The following is a 15,268-nucleotide window of genomic DNA, read 5'->3' as shown; positions in this document are numbered from 1 at the left end:
GGCCTCGGCCCGGTGCTCCGGGCCGAGGCCGACGTGGTCCATCACCGCATCGGTGGCGTGTCCGAAGACGAGCACGTAGTACGCCTCGGAGAGATGACCGTTGTAGTCGATCCACTCCGGCAGCAGCCGCTCGCGCCACACGAGCGGATCGGTCCGCGTCCCCGGGCTCACGCTCGCCCCAGGGCGCGCAGCAGCGCGATCACGCCGCGGTCCCGCTCGGCGACCAGGTCGTCGATGCTCCGCCCCCCGGCCTCCGCCACGCAGCCGGCCACCACCGCGTCCCGCAGCTCCGGGGTCAGCTCCGGCGCCGCCAGCCTGGTCCACGGCGAGAGCAGCGACGGGCCGAAGTGGTCGAGCATGTGCGCCATCCCGCCGTGACCGCCGGCCAGGTGGAAGGTCAGCATCGGCCCCTGGACCGGCCAGCGCAGGCCGGGGCCGTCGGTGATCGACCGGTCGATCTGCTCGACGGTCGCCTCCCCGGCCTCGATCATGTGCAGCGCCTCGCGCCACAGCGCCTCCTGCAGCCGGTTGGCGATGAAGCCGGGCACCTCGGCGTCCAGGGTGATCACCGACTTCCCGGCCACGGTGAAGAACGCGGCCGCCCAGGCGACGGTGTCGGCGGAGGTCTGCTTCCCGCCGACGACCTCGACGAGCGGGATCAGGTACGGCGGATTGAACGGATGCCCCACCACCGTCCGCTCCGGATGCGGACACAGCGTCTGCAGGTCGGTCATCGGATAGCCCGAGGTGGAGGAGGAGATCACCACCTCCGGCGCGCACAGGTCGTCGATGCCGGCCAGCAGCCTCCGCTTGAGCTCGAGATCCTCCGGAGCGCTCTCCTGCACGAACTGCGCACCCCGGAGCGCCTCGGCGAGGTCGCGGTGGACGCTCAGGTTCGCCAGGTCCGCGCCCTCGGCCAGGCCCAGCTCGGTCAGCGCGGGCCAGGCCGCGTCCACCAGGTGCCGGAGCCGCTGCTCGGCGTCCGGCGCCGGGTCCCAGGCGCGCACCCGGTACCCGTGCGCCAGGAAGTACGCCGCCCAGCCGCCGCCGATCACGCCGGCGCCGACGCAGGCGATGACGCCCACCTCGTCCGGCGTGGTCCGGGTCACCGGCCGGCTCCGGCCGGCAGCCGCAGGATCTCCCGCGCTCGGTCCGGGGTCGCCACCGAGGCACCCATCGCCTCGATGATGGTGCGGGCGCGCTCCACCAGCTGGGCGTTGGTGGCCTTGACGCCTCGGGCCAGGTAGAGGTTGTCCTCCAGGCCGACGCGCACGTGACCGCCGAGGAGCACCGACTGCGCCACCCAGGGGAGCTGCATCCGGCCGAGCGCGAACGAGGTCCACACCGCGCCCGGGGGCAGCATGTCGACCATCGCGGCCAGCAGCCGCGGGTCGGCCGGGGCGCCGTACGGGATGTCCAGGCAGAGCTGGAACATGGCCGGGTCGTCGATCAGCCCCTCCGCGACCAGCTGGGTGGCGAACCACAGGTGACCGGTGTCGAAGATCTCCATCTCCACCCGGACGCCGAGCTCCTGGATCCGCTTCGCGCCGTCACGCAGGATGTCCGGAGTGCTGACGTAGACCAGGCTGCCCTCGCCGAAGTTGAGGCTGCCGCAGTCGAGCGTGCAGATGTCGGGCCGGACCACGCCGACGTGCGCCAGCCGCTCGACCCCACCCACCAGGTCGGTGCCGGGCAGGATCGTGGTCGGCTCCTGGGGATCGAGGTACAGGTCGCCGCCCATCCCGGCGGTGGTGTTGATGACCACGTCGACGTCACTGGCCCGGATCAGCTCCACCGCGCGCTGATAGAGGGCCACCTCACGCGAGCCCCGTCCGGTCTCGGGGTCGCGCACGTGCACGTGCACGATGGCGGCACCGGCCCGCGCGGCCTCGATCCCGGCCGCGGCGATCTGCTCGGGTGTGACCGGGACATGCTCGGACTTCTCGGTGGTGTCACCGGCGCCGGTCAGGGCGCAGGTGATGATGACGTCTCGGTTCACGTCGACTCCTCTCCAGAGTGCCTGTCGGACGGGTGTGCGCGGGTTCAGGACGAGGCCACGTCGGCGATCGCCTGCAACCCGAGATAGCTCAGATCGCGGCAGCCCCGATCGACCCACGGGTCGTCGTAGGGCCACAGCGAGGTCTTGACCACCACCACGCCGGTCGCGCGGTCGGCGAGGATGAACTGGCCGCGGCTGCCGTCGGCGACGATCCGGGTGCCGTCGGTGTCCAGCGGCCACCAGTGCCGGGCGAAGCCGGCATGGCTGGTGATGCTCACCGGCAGCCGACCGGGCCGGGTGAAGAGGTACGGCGGCAGACCCGCCTCGGCGACCCACTGCGCGCACAGCACCCGCCCGTGGTGGGTGTGTCCGTCGAGTGCCAGCAGGCCGATCCGGGCCCAGTCGCGACTGGTGGCCGCGAGACCGCCGCCGGCCATCGCGACCCCCTGCCCGTCCCGGCTCACCAGGGCCGGCGAGCTTGCTCCGAGGTCGCGCCACAGGTCGCCGAGGGCGTCGGCGAACCTCTCGCCGGTGGCGCGCTCCCGGACCCAGTCGAGGACCTGGGAGTCGGCGGTGGAGTACTCCCACCGGGTGCCGGGGCCGCTGCCGGCGCCGACCTCGGCGAGCAGCGCACGCGAGTCGCCACCGGCGCCGAAGACGTCCACCAGCCGGGCCGCCGGACCGTTCGGGTCGCGGTGGTCCTCGATCCAGTCGGTGCCGGTGGTCATGGTGATCACGTCGCCGACGGTGGCGGCGGCGTAGCCGCTGCCGGCGAGCTCGGGGACCTGCTCGACGACGCGGTCGGCGAGCCGCAGCCGGCCGTCGGTGACCGCCCGGCCGACCAGGTGGGCGAGCGCCGACTTGGTCATCGACGCCCCCCGGAACCGGGTCTCGGGGCCGAGCGGATCGGACAGGCCGAGCCGCTCGAGCTGACCCGGTGGACCCGGCTGGCCGGCGTACCACTCGTGGACGACGGCACCGTCGGCGATCACCACCAGCGAGGTCGCGTAGGTCTCGGCCAGCCAGCCGTCCAGGTCGCTGAGATGGCCGGCTCCGGCGATCTCCACCGGCAGCGGCCGGATCCGCTCGGCCAGGTCGAGCGGCGCGGTGGCCGGCACCTCGAGCGGGGAACCCTCCGGCCCGGGGTCGATGAACCGGAGCTCGGAGAGCCCCGACATCAATCGATCCTCGGGGTGTGCGCCAACAGGTCGCGGGTGTAGTCCTGACGCGGTCGCTCCATCACCTCGACCACCGGTCCGGACTCGACCAGGTGGCCGTGTTGCAGGATGTCGACGCGGGCCGCGATCGAGCGCACCAGCGCCAGGTTGTGGGTGACGAACAGCATCGAGATGCCGCGCTCGATCCGCAGCCGTTCGAGCAGCGCCACGATCGAGCCCTGCACCGAGACGTCGAGCGCCGAGGTGATCTCGTCGCAGATCAGGATGTCCGGCTCGGCGGCCAGCGCCCGGGCGATGGCCACCCGCTGTCGCTCCCCACCGGAGAGCCGATCGGTGCGCAGCTTGAGCACCGTCGGCCCGAGGGCCACCGCGTCCAGCAGCGCGACCACCCGGTCGGTCGCCTTCCGGCCGCGGGCGATGCCGAAGAGCTCCATCGGCCGCTTGATGATCTGCTCGACGCTCTGTCGTGGGTTCAGCGAGAGGTAGGGGTTCTGGAAGATGTACTGGATCCGCTTGCGGTCGGAGTTGGTACGGCGCCGCGCCGAGGTGGCCAGCGAGTGACCGTCGAAGACCAGATCGCCGGTCCACTGCCGGTGCAGGCCGCCGATGCTGCGGGAGATGGTGGTCTTGCCCGAGCCGGACTCGCCCACCAGGGCGACCACCTCGCCGCGAGCCAGGTCGAAGGAGTAGTCCTGCACGACGCGCTTGTGGCCGTAGAAGATGTCGATCCCGGACGCGCTCAGGATGACGTCGCGCTCGCGGTTGGGGTCGGCGTCCGGCACGGTGCCGAGGTTGATGTCCCAGGCACCGAGCTCGCCGACCCGCAGACAGCGGGCCCAGTGCACGCCGTCCTCGCCGCCGCTCGTGCGCACCGGCACCGGCTCGGGCTCGGTGGTGGCGCACTCCTCGATGGCGAACGAGCACCGGTCGTGGAAGCGACAGCCGTCGGGGCGGCGACCCGGCCCCGGCGTCCGGCCCGGGATCCCGGAGAGCGCCCGGGCCTGGCTGACGTGCGGGATCGCGTCCAGCAGTGCCCGGGTGTAGGGGTGGGTGGGGTGGGCGAAGATCTGCTCCCGACCTCCGAGCTCGACGATCCGGCCGGCGTACATCACCGCGACCCGGTCGGCGACGTTGCCGATCACGGCCAGGTCATGGGTGACGTAGAGCGCCGCCACGCCGTGGGCCTCGCAGAGCCGGTCCATGGTCTCGAGCACCAGCGCCTGGGAGGTCACGTCGAGCCCGGTGGTCGGCTCGTCGAGCACCAGCACCTTCGGCCGGGGCAGGAAGGCCATCGCCAGCGCGACCCGCTGCACCTGGCCGCCGGAGAGCTGGTGCGGGTAGCGGCCGAGGAACTCGTCGTCGCAGGGCAGGCCGACCTCGCTCAGCCCGTCCTTGGCACGCTGCCACCGGCCCGCGGCGGTGTCGATGCCGCGCAGCTCGAGCAGCTCCACGATCTGCCGGCCGATCCGGATGCTCGGGTTGAGCGCCGAGGCCGGATCCTGCGGCATGTAGGCGACCTCCTCGCCGCGCATGGCGCGCACCTGGTCCTCGCTGAGCTCCAGGATGTCGCGGCCCTCGAGCAGCACCTCGCCGCCGGCGATTCGGGCCCCGGCGCGAGCATGGCCGAGCAGCGCCGTGCCGATGGTGGTCTTGCCCGAGCCGGACTCGCCGACCAGGCCGACGATCTCGCCCGGATGCAGCACCAGGTCGATCTGGTCGACCACGTCGATCTCACCGGTGCCGCCGACGGTGGCGCCGGAGACCAGCGCCACCCGCAGCCCGTCGACCACGCACGGCTCGCGGCTCTCCGGCGAGGCTTCCAAGGTGCTGCTCATCGGGTCGCCTCCGGGGGCTCGAGTAGCCGTCGCTCGTCCCTCGCGACGACTGCTCGACCGGCGAGGAGGCCGGCGACCGTGTCCTGCCAGAAGCTCACTGGGACTCCTTCGCGTAGAGCTGGGTGATGCCGTCGGCCATCAGGTTGGTGCCGATGGCGAAGACGCCGATCATGATCACCGGCGCGAGCACGCCCCAGGGCTGGACCAGCAGGGCGAGCCGGTTCTCGTTGATCATCTGGCCCCAGTCGGCGGCGCCCGGGTCGCTGGCGAAGCCGAGGAACCCGATGGCCGCCACCATGCCGATCGAGTAGGTCAGCCGCAGCCCGGCCTCGGCCAGCAGGGGTGCGTTCATGGTCGGCAGGATCTCGGCGAACATCACCCGCCACCGGGACTCGCCGAGCGCCTCGGCCGAGGTCACGAAGTCGCGTCGTACGACGCCCAGCGCGACGCCGCGGGCCACCCGCGCCACCCGGGGCGCGTGCCCGATGCCGACCAGCACCACGATCATCCACCAGGTCGGCTGGTCGACGGTGGAGAGCACCAGCAGGGTCAGCAGGATCTGCGGGAACGCCAGCGCGACGTCGTTGAGCCGCATCACCACCTCGTCGAACCAGCCGCCGACGTAGGCGGCCACGACGCCGATGATGATGCCGGCCACCATCCCGAGCACCGTCGCGGCCAGCGCGATCAGCAGCACCGAGCGGCCGCCGTACAGCACCCGGCTGAGCACGTCCTGGCCCAGGTAGTCGGTGCCGAGCGCGCCGGTGGAGGAGTACGGATCGCCGGTGATCGCGTGCTCGCCGTGCGGTGCCACCCAGGGGCCGACCACCGCGACCAGCACCACCAGCACGGTGAGCACCAGGCCGATCATCAGCCGCCGCTGGCGCATGCTCCGGCCGAGCAGGGTCGGCGTGCTCATCGAGACTGCGTTGCTCACGTTGCTCATGCGGTGATCGCCGTCCTCGCTCGGGGCGTGCACAGGATGGAGAGGACGTCGGCGACGAGGTTCACCACCACGTAGACGGCGGCGATGATCATCGCCAGCGCCTGCACCATCGGGACGTCGCTGTTGCGGACGCTGTCGACCAGGCTGGCGCCGACCCCCGGATAGGAGAAGAGGTACTCGACCACCACGATCCCGCCGGCCAGCCAGGCCAGCTGCAGGGCGATCACCTGGATGCCGGGCACGATCGCGTTGCGCAACGCGTGCCGCCGCAGCACCACCTTCTCCGGCACCCCCTTGAGCCGGGCCAGCTCGACGTAGTCGCTGTCGAGCACCTCCAACAGGGTCGAGCGCATGATCCGGATGACGTAGGGCGCCACCGCCAGCACCAGGGTCGCGACCGGCAGGATCATCGAGCCCGGCTTGGCCCACGGGCTGTCGCCGCCGGCGCTGATGGTGACCGCCGGCAGCAGGTGGAGGACGACGGTGGAGAAGACCGCCACCAGCACGATGCCGATGATGAACTCCGGCAGTCCGGCGAGGGTGAGCAGCACCACCTGGATGCCCTGGTCGACCCGGCCGCCGCGGGTCCGGGCGCACAGCAGCGCCACCCCGAAGGAGAGCGGGATGATCACGATCGCGGCGACCGCCACCAGCACGGCGCTGTTGAGCACCCGGTCGCCGATCAGCTGCCCGACCGGGTAGCCGTTGGCGACCGAGGTGCCGGGATCGCCGGTCAGCAGACCGCCGAGCCAGTGCCAGTAGCGCTCCCACAGCGACTGGTCCAGATGCAGCTGCTCGCGGATCTGGTTGGCCCGCCCGCCGGCGGTCTCGGCGTCCTTGCCGAGGATCGCCTTGACCGGGTCGCCGAGGGCGGCGGTGGCGAGGAAGACCAGGATGGAGACCAGCCACAGGGTGAGCACCGCCAGGCCGAGCCGTCGGACCAGCCAGCCGCCCCAGGCGAGCCAGGGGTTGCGGCGGGCGTCGGCGATCGGCCCCGGGGCCGGGCCGGACTCCTCCGGCGGCGTCGGCGGGGTTGCCTCGGCGTCTTGGACACTCATCCCTGCCACCCCTCAGACGAACGACACGTTGCGGAACCGGAAGGACCCGCACGGCTGGTAACGGCTGGGCTCGAAGCCCCGGACGAGGTTGGAGTAGCCGTCCACCTGGCGCTTGAAGCCCCAGATGAGGTAGCCACCGCGGTCGTACTCGATCTGCTGGCAGCGACGGATCAGCTCGTTGCGCTTGGTGTCGTCAACCTCCTGCGTCGCCTGGGCGACCAGCTTCTGGTACTTCTTGTCGTCGAAGTGGGTCTCGTTGTACGGCGAGGACGGCAGCGCGCAGGCCGCCGCCTGTGGCAGGTAGTTGCGGGTGTTCCAGAAGTCCTGCGCGAACGGCCACTTCAGGTACTGGTCACCGTAGAAGGTGTTGGCGTCGGCCTTGGTGAGGCGGACGTCGATGCCCGCGGCACGGGCCTGGTCGGCGTACAGGTTGGCGGCCTCGACGCCACCGGCGCCGACCGCCGTCGAGGTGACCAGCTCGACCTGCAGGTCGGACTTGCCGGCCTGCTTGAGCAGGGACCTCACCTGGTCGAGGTCCTGCTCGCGCTGGGGCAGGTCGTCGGCGTAGGCGGGATCGAAGGGCGAGTACAGGTCGTTGCCCAGGAATCCGTAGCCGTTCAGCGCCTGGTCGATCAGCTGCTGGCGGTCGGCCACCAGCCGCAGCGCCTGCCGCACCCGGTTGTCGGAGTACGGCGCGGTGTCGACCCGCATGGTGAACGGGATCCACGCGCCGGTGTCGGCGATCAGCGCCGAGGACCCCTGCTTGCCGACGGCGTCGACCAGGTAGGAGGGCAGGTTGTCCACGCTCTGCACCTGACCGGCGAGCAGCGCGTTGACCTTGGCCGCGTCGTCGGCGAAGTCGTAGATGAGCAGCTCGTCGACGTAGGCCGGATCGCCCCAGTAGTCGCCGAACCTGGTGAAGGTGCTCAGCTGCCCCGGGGTGAAGGACTTGTAGGCGAACCCGGCGGTGCCGACCGGCTTCGTGAGGGTGAAGTCGGTGGGGATGATGCCGGTGGTGTACTCGGCGAGCAGCTGGTCGAGCAGCGCGTACGGCTTGCTCAGCCGCAGCCGGAGGGTGTGGTCGTCCAGCGTGCGGGAGCTCTTCAGGTCGAGCACCTCGGCCAGCTGGGTCCCGCCCGGGGCCGGGTTCTTCGGGTCGGTGAGCCGGGACAGGGTGAACATCACGTCCTCGGCGGTCATCGACTTGCCGTGGTGGAAGACCACGTCGGGACGCAGCTCGATCGTCCAGACCGTGGCCGCCTTGTTCGGGGTGACCGCGGTCGCCAGACAGGGGGCGATCTTGTACTTGTTGTCCCACATCAGCAGCGGCTCGTAGAGGTTGAAGCAGCGTGCGATGTCGGGATTGGTGACCGGGAAGTGCGGGTCCAGGGTGTCCTTGAGGCCGCCACCGGTGGCGCCGTGGCTGAGCGTGCCGCCGCGCTTGCGGGGAGTGCTCGCATCCGGCTTGGTCGGCACCGTGCCACAGGCGCCCAGCGTGCTCAGGCCGACCGCACCGGCCGCGGCGATCGAGGCGAGTCGCAGCGCGTCCCGGCGAGAGACGCCATAGCCGCCCGGGGTGCCTTCCGGCGCGCGAGGCAGACCCGCTCTGGCGCCATGTCGAGTACCCGAGCTGGTCCGTCGATTGTCCGGTCCGGAGGCGATTGTTCTTCTCCTGTTCGCGATGCGAGCCAAGTTTTGAACTATGCGAACATATGCGGCATGGGGAGGGGCGTCAATGACCCTGACGATCAGGGCGGCGATCTGACAGGCGATCAGACGGGCGATCGGACGGGCGAGCGGCGAGGCGTGGCCGCGGTGCCGGGACGTCGTACCGGCCGGGTCCAGTCGGTGGACCGGGCGGCGGCGCTGTTGCGTGCGGTCGCGACCGCATCCGGCCCCGAGGCGACCGTCGCGGCGATCGCCGCCCGATGCGAGCTGAACCGGGCGACCGCCTGGCGGATCCTGGTCACCCTGGAGGCGTCCCGGCTGGTCGCCTGCGACCGGCGCACCGGCCGTTGGACGATCGGCGGCGGGCTGTTGGAGTTGGCCGGCGCGGGCGGCGTGGACGCGCTGATCCGTTCCGCGGGCCCGACCCTGGCCCGGGTCTCCCGGCAGACCGGCGAGACCGCGGCGCTGGCGGTGATGCGGGCGGATCGGCTGACCTACGTCGCCGAGGAGGTGCCCAGCGCGGTGGTGGCTGCCAGTTGGCGGGATCGGGCCGTCCCACTGCACGCGACCTCCACCGGCAAGGCGCTGCTCGCCTTCCTGCCGGCCGGCGACGCGGGGGAGCTGCTGGGGAGCCGGCTGCGGCGCTACACCGAGACGACCATCACCGACCAATCGGACCTCGAGGCCGACCTGGAGGAGACCAGGCGCCGCGGCTACGGCACCTGCCGGGGCGAGTTCGAGGAGTCGGCGTACGGCGTCTCCGCGCCGGTGCTCGACGCCGGCGGGCATCCGATCGCGCTGCTCAGCATCTGGGGCCCGCGCGAACGACTGACCCCGGACCGCTTCGACGTGCTCGGCGAGATCGCCCGCGAGGCGGCGCGGGGGCTCGCTCAGGGGTGAGTCGTGAGGCGATACGCTGGGGATCATGACGAACGTGCCCGGTGCTGCGCCCTTCGGAACCGTTCTGACGGCGATGGTCACCGTCTTCGCCGAGGACGGCTCGGTCGACCTCGCCCAGACCCAGAAGGTGGCGCAACACCTGGTCGAGCACGGCCATGACGGGCTGGTCGTCTCCGGCACCACCGGCGAGTCCGCGACCACGACCGTCGGCGAGGACGCCGAGACGCTGGCCGCGGTCAAGGACGCCGTCGGCGACCGGGTGACGGTGGTGGCCGGCATCGGCACCAACGACACCCGCACCTCGATCGAGCTGGCCCAGCAGGCCGCCAAGGTCGGCGCGGACGGCCTCCTCCTGGTCACGCCGTACTACAACAAGCCCGGGCAGCGCGGCATCGCCGAGCACTTCCGCCAGGTGGTGGCGGCCACCGACGTGCCGGTCATCCTCTACGACGTCCCCGGCCGCACCGGGTCGCCGATCTCGCTGGAGACCTACCGCGAGGCGGCCCGCTGGGAGACGGTGCTCGCGGTCAAGGAGGCGGCCGGCGACCTGGCCCGTGCGCCGCGGCTGCTCGACCTCGGCTACGCCATCTACTCCGGCGACGACGCGCTCAACCTGGCCTGGCTGGCCCACGGCGCCAGCGGGGTGATCTCGGTGGCCGGCCATGTCGCCGGCGACCACCTGCGGACCATGGTCGACGCCATGACCGACACCGGCACGGGTGCCGACCTCGCCCTCGCCCGAGAGACCTATGCGCGGATGCTCCCCGCGATCGACGCCATCATGGGCGTCCCGAACTACGGAGCGACGACCGCCAAGGCTGCCCTGCAGCTGAGCGGCGTGATCGACAACCGGAACGTCCGCTCGCCACTGGTGGCGCTGGACGACGACGAGGTCGAGGCGCTGCGCAGCGGATTGGCGGCAGCCGGCCTTGTCTAGATAAGGAACTGCATGTCCCACCCACACCCCGAGCTCTCCGAACCAGGTGAGCTCGCCGCCGGTGCTCTGCGCGTGATCCCGCTCGGCGGACTCGGCGAGGTCGGCCGCAACATGACCGTCTTCGAGTACGACGGCCGGCTGCTCGTGGTCGACTGCGGGGTGCTCTTCCCCGAGGACCAGCAGCCCGGCGTGGACCTGATCCTGCCGGACTTCTCCGCGATCAGGGACCGGCTCGACGCCATCGAGGCGCTGGTGCTCACCCACGGCCACGAGGACCACATCGGCGCCACACCGTACCTGCTGCGCGAGCGCGGCGACATCCCGCTGGTCGGCTCCAAGCTGACCCTGGCACTGGTCAACTCCAAGCTGCGCGAGCACCGGCTCCGGGAGACCGTCAAGCACGAGGTCACCGAGGGGATGCGACTCTCCTTCGGCCCGTTCGACCTGGAGTTCGTCGCGGTCAACCACTCCATCCCGGACGCGCTCGCCGTCGCGATCCGTACGCCGGCCGGGATGGTGCTGCACACCGGCGACTTCAAGATGGACCAGCTCCCGTTGGACGGCCGGATCACCGACCTGCGCGCCTTCGCCCGGCTGGGGGAGGAGGGGGTCGACCTGTTCCTCACCGACTCCACCAACGCCGAGGTGCCGGGCTTCACCGTCTCCGAGCGCAAGATCACCCCGGCCATCGAGCAGGTCTTCCGCGAGTCCGAGCAGCGGATCATCGTGGCCTGCTTCGCCTCGCACGTGCATCGGGTGCAGCAGATCCTCGACTCGGCGGTCAAGCACGGCCGCAAGGTCGGCTACGTCGGCCGGTCGATGGTGCGCAACATGCAGATCGCCTCGGAGCTGGGCTATCTCGACGTGCCCGAGGGGGTCATCGTCGACGCCAAGCAGCTGGCCGACCTGGCCCCGGAGAAGCAGGTGCTGATCTCCACCGGCTCCCAGGGCGAGCCGATGTCGGCGCTGTCCCGGATCGCCAACGGCACGCACAACTTCGTCCACATCGAGCCCGGCGACACCGTGCTGCTGGCCTCCTCGCTGATCCCGGGCAACGAGAACGCCGTCTACCGGGTGATCAACGGCCTGGCCCGGCTGGGCGCGAAGGTGGTGCACAAGGGGAACGCGCTGGTGCACGTCTCCGGGCACGCCTCCGCCGGGGAGCTGCTCTACTGCTACAACGTGGTGCGCCCGGCCAACGTGATGCCGGTGCACGGCGAGATCCGGCACCTGCTCGCCAACGGCGACCTGGCCAAGCTGGTCGGGATCGAGAACGTGGTGATCGCCGAGGACGGGGTCGTCGTCGACCTGGTCGACGGGGTCGCCTCGGTGGCCGGCAAGGTGGAGTGCGGCTACGTCTTCGTGGACGGTGCCACCGTCGGCGACGTCACCGAGAGCGAGCTCAAGGACCGGCGCATCCTGGGTGAGGAGGGGTTCGTGTCGATCATCATCGTGGTCGACTCGGTCTCCGGGAAGGTCTCCGCGGGGCCCGAGATCCACGCCCGCGGCCACGCCTGGGAGGCCGGCGACTTCGACCGGATCCGCCAGCCGATCGTGGACGCGGTCAACCGCGCCATCGCCGAGGGCGCCACCGACACCTACCAGCTGCAGCAGGCCGTCCGGCGTACCTTCGGCCGCTGGGTCTCGGACAAGATGCGCCGCCGCCCGATGATCATCCCGGTGGTCATCGAGGCCTAGGTCGCGCCGGGGGCAGTTTCACCGGTTCACCGGTGAAACTGCCACTTCCTGCGCGATGCAACCCGCAGGAAGTGGCAGTTTCGCGCAGGAAGTCCCGCGATCCCGGTGCCGCACCGCCCGTTGGGGGCGCGAGACGACACGCACTCCTGTGGTGCGTGTGACAGGAGTGACGATCAAATAGGGTGGCTGCATGGCGACCCGTACGTCTTCCCCGCCGGGGTCGCGGAGCTCGAGCACCTCTGGAAACAGCACCACGAGCACCCGCCCCCGGAGTACCTCCACCACTAAGCGAGCCACGGCGACGACCCGGGCCCGCGCGAAGAGTGCGCCCGCCAAGCGGCGTACCTCGAGCGCGAAGCGGCGCCCGGCGCCGCGCGCCGTCCGCAGTGGACGCGGCCCGGTCGCCCGACTCTTCGACGCCCTCTTCAAGGCGGTCGCCAGCGTCTGGATGGGAATCGCCCGCGGAGTCGGCGCGGTGGCCCGCGCGATCGGCCACGGCGCTCGTGACCTCGACCCGGCGCACCGTCGCGACGGCCTCGGGCTGTTCGTCATCGCGCTGGCGGTCATCGCCGGCGCCGGGGTCTGGTTCCAGATCGGCGGCGGCTTCTTCGACGTGGTTCGCACGGTGGTGAGCGGGGTCGTCGGCAAGGTCGGCTGGCTGGTTCCGCTCGGCCTGGTCTACGGCGGGCTGCGGATCATGCGCAACCCGATCGAGTCCGGGCCGGTGGGCCGTCAGGTCATCGGCTGGAGCGCGCTCTCGCTCGGCGTGCTCGGCATCGTCCAGATCGCCAACGGCAACCCGCAGCCGGTCAACGGCGACAGCTCCGACCTGCAGTACGCCGGCGGCGCGGTCGGCTACATCGTGGCCAGTCTGCTGCTCGACCTGTTGCGCAGCTCGCTCGTGGTGGTCGTGCTGCTGGCGCTGCTCGCGCTCTTCGGCGTCCTGGTCGTCACCGCGACCCCGCTCTACCAGGTCCCCGCGCGGCTGGCCGAGATCCGCGACCGCGCCCTCGGCCGGGAGTACGACGACCAGGCGAGCGCCGGGCACGACGGCGTGGGGGAGGACACCGCCCCGATCCGGCGCAAGCGCGGCGGCAGGAAGCTCTTCGCCGACGACGAGACCGACGGCGACCTCGGCGCGCCGGCGTACGACTCCCCGGTGCTGGAGGATCGCGAGATCGCCAAGCGCGGCCGGGGCAGGAAGCAGCGCGAGCGCGATGCCCTCGACGTCGCCCTCGAGCTGACCCAGCCCGGCGGACCGGAGACCGACGCGGTGCCGGGTCTGGCGATCGACGACGCCCAGCAGATCGCGGCCGTCCCGGCCGAGACGCGGCCGCGCCAGGCTCCGCGGCCGACCAGCGAGAAGTCCGGGGACAGGACGGGAGACCGGGCCGAGCTCGAGCCGCCGCCGCACAGCGAGCTGCCGCAGCGCGTCGAGCAGCTCACCCTCGCCGGCGACGTCACCTACACCCTGCCGGCCAGCGACCTGCTCAAGCCGGGCTCGGCCCACAAGCCGCGCTCGGCGGCCAGCGACGACGTGGTCAACCGGCTCGCCGCCGTGCTGGACGAGTTCAACATCGATGCTCAGGTCACCGGCTACACCCGCGGCCCGACGGTGACCCGCTACGAGGTCGAGCTCGGCCCGGGGGTGAAGGTCGAGAAGATCACCGGCATCCAGAAGAACATCGCCTACGCGGTGGCCTCGGCCGACGTCCGCATCCTGAGCCCGATCCCGGGCAAGTCGGCGGTCGGGGTCGAGATCCCGAACACCGACAAGGAGATCGTCTCACTGGGCGACGTGCTGCGCTCCACTCCCGCGCGCGGGGACCACCACCCGATGGTGGCCGGGCTCGGCAAGGACGTGGAGGGCGGCTTCGTGGTCGCCAACATGGCGAAGATGCCGCACCTGCTGGTCGCCGGTGCCACCGGGTCGGGCAAGTCGTCGTTCATCAACTCGCTGATCACCTCGATCCTAATGCGGGCCACGCCGGACGAGGTGCGGATGATCATGGTCGACCCCAAGCGGGTCGAGCTCAACGCCTACGAGGGCGTCCCGCACCTGATCACCCCGATCATCACCAACCCGAAGAAGGCGGCCGAGGCGCTGGCCTGGGTGGTGCGCGAGATGGACCTGCGCTACGACGACCTGGCCAACTTCGGCTACCGGCACATCGACGACTTCAACAAGGCGGTCCGCGCCGGCAAGGTCGAGCTGCCACCGGGCAGCGAGCGGGAGCTGTCGCCGTACCCCTATCTGCTGGTCATCGTCGACGAGCTGGCGGACCTGATGATGGTGGCCCCGCGTGACGTGGAGGACTCGGTCGTCCGGATCACCCAGCTGGCGCGCGCGGCCGGCATCCACCTGGTGCTCGCCACCCAGCGTCCCTCGGTCGACGTGGTCACCGGCCTGATCAAGGCCAACGTGCCGTCCCGGCTCGCGTTCGCCACCTCCTCGCTCGGCGACTCGCGGGTCATCCTGGACCAGCCGGGCGCGGAGAAGCTGGTCGGCCAGGGCGACGGCCTGTTCCTGCCGATGGGCAGCTCCAAGCCGATCCGGGTGCAGGGATCCTGGGTGACCGAGAAGGAGATCGCCGAGGTCGTCACGGCCTGCAAGGGCCAGCTGGAGCCCAGCTATCGCGAGGACGTCACCGCACCGGCGGAGAGCAAGCGGGTGCTCGACGACGAGATCGGCGACGATCTCGACCTGCTGATCCAGGCGATCGAGCAGGTGGTCACCACCCAGTTCGGCTCCACCTCGATGCTGCAGCGCAAGCTGCGGGTCGGCTTCGCCAAGGCCGGCCGACTGATGGACATGATGGAGAGCCGCGGCATCGTCGGCCCCTCCGAGGGGTCCAAGGCCCGCGACGTACTGGTCAAACCTGACGAGCTCGACGGCGTCATCGCGACGATCCAGGGAGAAGTGGGATGAGAAGCCCTATGTCAAGCCGCCCCGGTCTGGCTGGCGAGGAAGCGTTGCAGGGCGCGGTGTCGGGCGGGGTCGTAGGCGAGGTCGTCTTGCCAGCAGTGCCAGATGATGTGGAGCCAGGCG

11 protein-coding genes are annotated in these 15,268 nt (G+C 71.2%); 4 read left to right on the top strand and 7 right to left on the bottom strand.

All coding sequences use genetic code 11. The features are described 5' to 3' along the window. Nucleotides 1-167: 167 nt before the first annotated feature. The 7 genes from QM638_RS22035 to QM638_RS22005 form a co-directional block, all read right to left on the bottom strand. Nucleotides 168-1,109 carry a 3-hydroxyacyl-CoA dehydrogenase NAD-binding domain-containing protein gene (locus tag QM638_RS22035; protein ID WP_415145651.1) on the bottom strand — a complete coding sequence of 314 codons (942 nt, stop codon included), beginning with the start codon at nucleotides 1,107-1,109 and terminating at the stop codon, nucleotides 168-170. Then, a complete protein-coding gene (locus QM638_RS22030) occupies nucleotides 1,106-1,999 on the bottom strand; it encodes a 3-keto-5-aminohexanoate cleavage protein (RefSeq protein ID WP_415145649.1) in 894 nt (297 codons plus the stop codon). Before QM638_RS22030 ends, QM638_RS22035 begins: the two co-directional genes overlap by 4 nt. A gap of 44 nt (nucleotides 2,000-2,043) precedes the next feature. After that, complete coding sequence (locus tag QM638_RS22025; protein ID WP_415145647.1) at nucleotides 2,044-3,177, bottom strand: serine hydrolase domain-containing protein; 1,134 nt, start codon at nucleotides 3,175-3,177, stop codon at nucleotides 2,044-2,046. Further along, the gene (locus tag QM638_RS22020) at nucleotides 3,177-5,012 is read right to left on the bottom strand and encodes a dipeptide ABC transporter ATP-binding protein (RefSeq protein WP_415145645.1); all 1,836 of its coding nucleotides are present in this window, start codon (nucleotides 5,010-5,012) and stop codon (nucleotides 3,177-3,179) included. The genes QM638_RS22025 and QM638_RS22020 overlap by 1 nt, the downstream gene beginning before the upstream one ends. Before the next feature lie 94 nt (nucleotides 5,013-5,106). After that, the gene (locus QM638_RS22015) at nucleotides 5,107-5,949 is read right to left on the bottom strand and encodes an ABC transporter permease (RefSeq protein ID WP_415145644.1); all 843 of its coding nucleotides are present in this window, start codon (nucleotides 5,947-5,949) and stop codon (nucleotides 5,107-5,109) included. A 5-nt stretch (nucleotides 5,950-5,954) separates the two neighbouring features. Next, the gene (locus QM638_RS22010; protein ID WP_415145642.1) at nucleotides 5,955-7,016 is read right to left on the bottom strand and encodes an ABC transporter permease; all 1,062 of its coding nucleotides are present in this window, start codon (nucleotides 7,014-7,016) and stop codon (nucleotides 5,955-5,957) included. A gap of 12 nt (nucleotides 7,017-7,028) precedes the next feature. Next, nucleotides 7,029-8,708 carry an ABC transporter substrate-binding protein gene (locus QM638_RS22005; protein WP_415145640.1) on the bottom strand — a complete coding sequence of 560 codons (1,680 nt, stop codon included), beginning with the start codon at nucleotides 8,706-8,708 and terminating at the stop codon, nucleotides 7,029-7,031. Between the two features lie 114 nt (nucleotides 8,709-8,822). Between QM638_RS22005 and QM638_RS22000 the strand changes: the two genes are divergently transcribed. The 4 genes from QM638_RS22000 (at nucleotide 8,823) to QM638_RS21985 (ending at nucleotide 15,148) form a co-directional block, all read left to right on the top strand. Continuing rightward, complete coding sequence (locus tag QM638_RS22000) at nucleotides 8,823-9,584, top strand: IclR family transcriptional regulator (RefSeq protein ID WP_415145638.1); 762 nt, start codon at nucleotides 8,823-8,825, stop codon at nucleotides 9,582-9,584. 25 nt (nucleotides 9,585-9,609) lie between these two features. Beyond that, nucleotides 9,610-10,521, top strand: coding sequence for a 4-hydroxy-tetrahydrodipicolinate synthase (gene dapA, locus QM638_RS21995; protein WP_415145636.1), 912 nt, complete (start codon nucleotides 9,610-9,612; stop codon nucleotides 10,519-10,521). Between the two features lie 12 nt (nucleotides 10,522-10,533). Further along, nucleotides 10,534-12,219, top strand: coding sequence for a ribonuclease J (locus QM638_RS21990; protein ID WP_415145634.1), 1,686 nt, complete (start codon nucleotides 10,534-10,536; stop codon nucleotides 12,217-12,219). A gap of 448 nt (nucleotides 12,220-12,667) precedes the next feature. Further along, a complete protein-coding gene (locus tag QM638_RS21985; protein ID WP_415145632.1) occupies nucleotides 12,668-15,148 on the top strand; it encodes a DNA translocase FtsK in 2,481 nt (826 codons plus the stop codon). Nucleotides 15,149-15,268: the final 120 nt, after the last annotated feature.

Origin of the sequence: Nocardioides sp. (genome assembly GCF_047606145.1) — a bacterium.
In the GTDB taxonomy this organism is placed as follows: Bacteria; Actinomycetota; Actinomycetes; order Propionibacteriales; family Nocardioidaceae; genus Nocardioides.
This window is presented reverse-complemented; position numbering and strand designations above follow the sequence as displayed.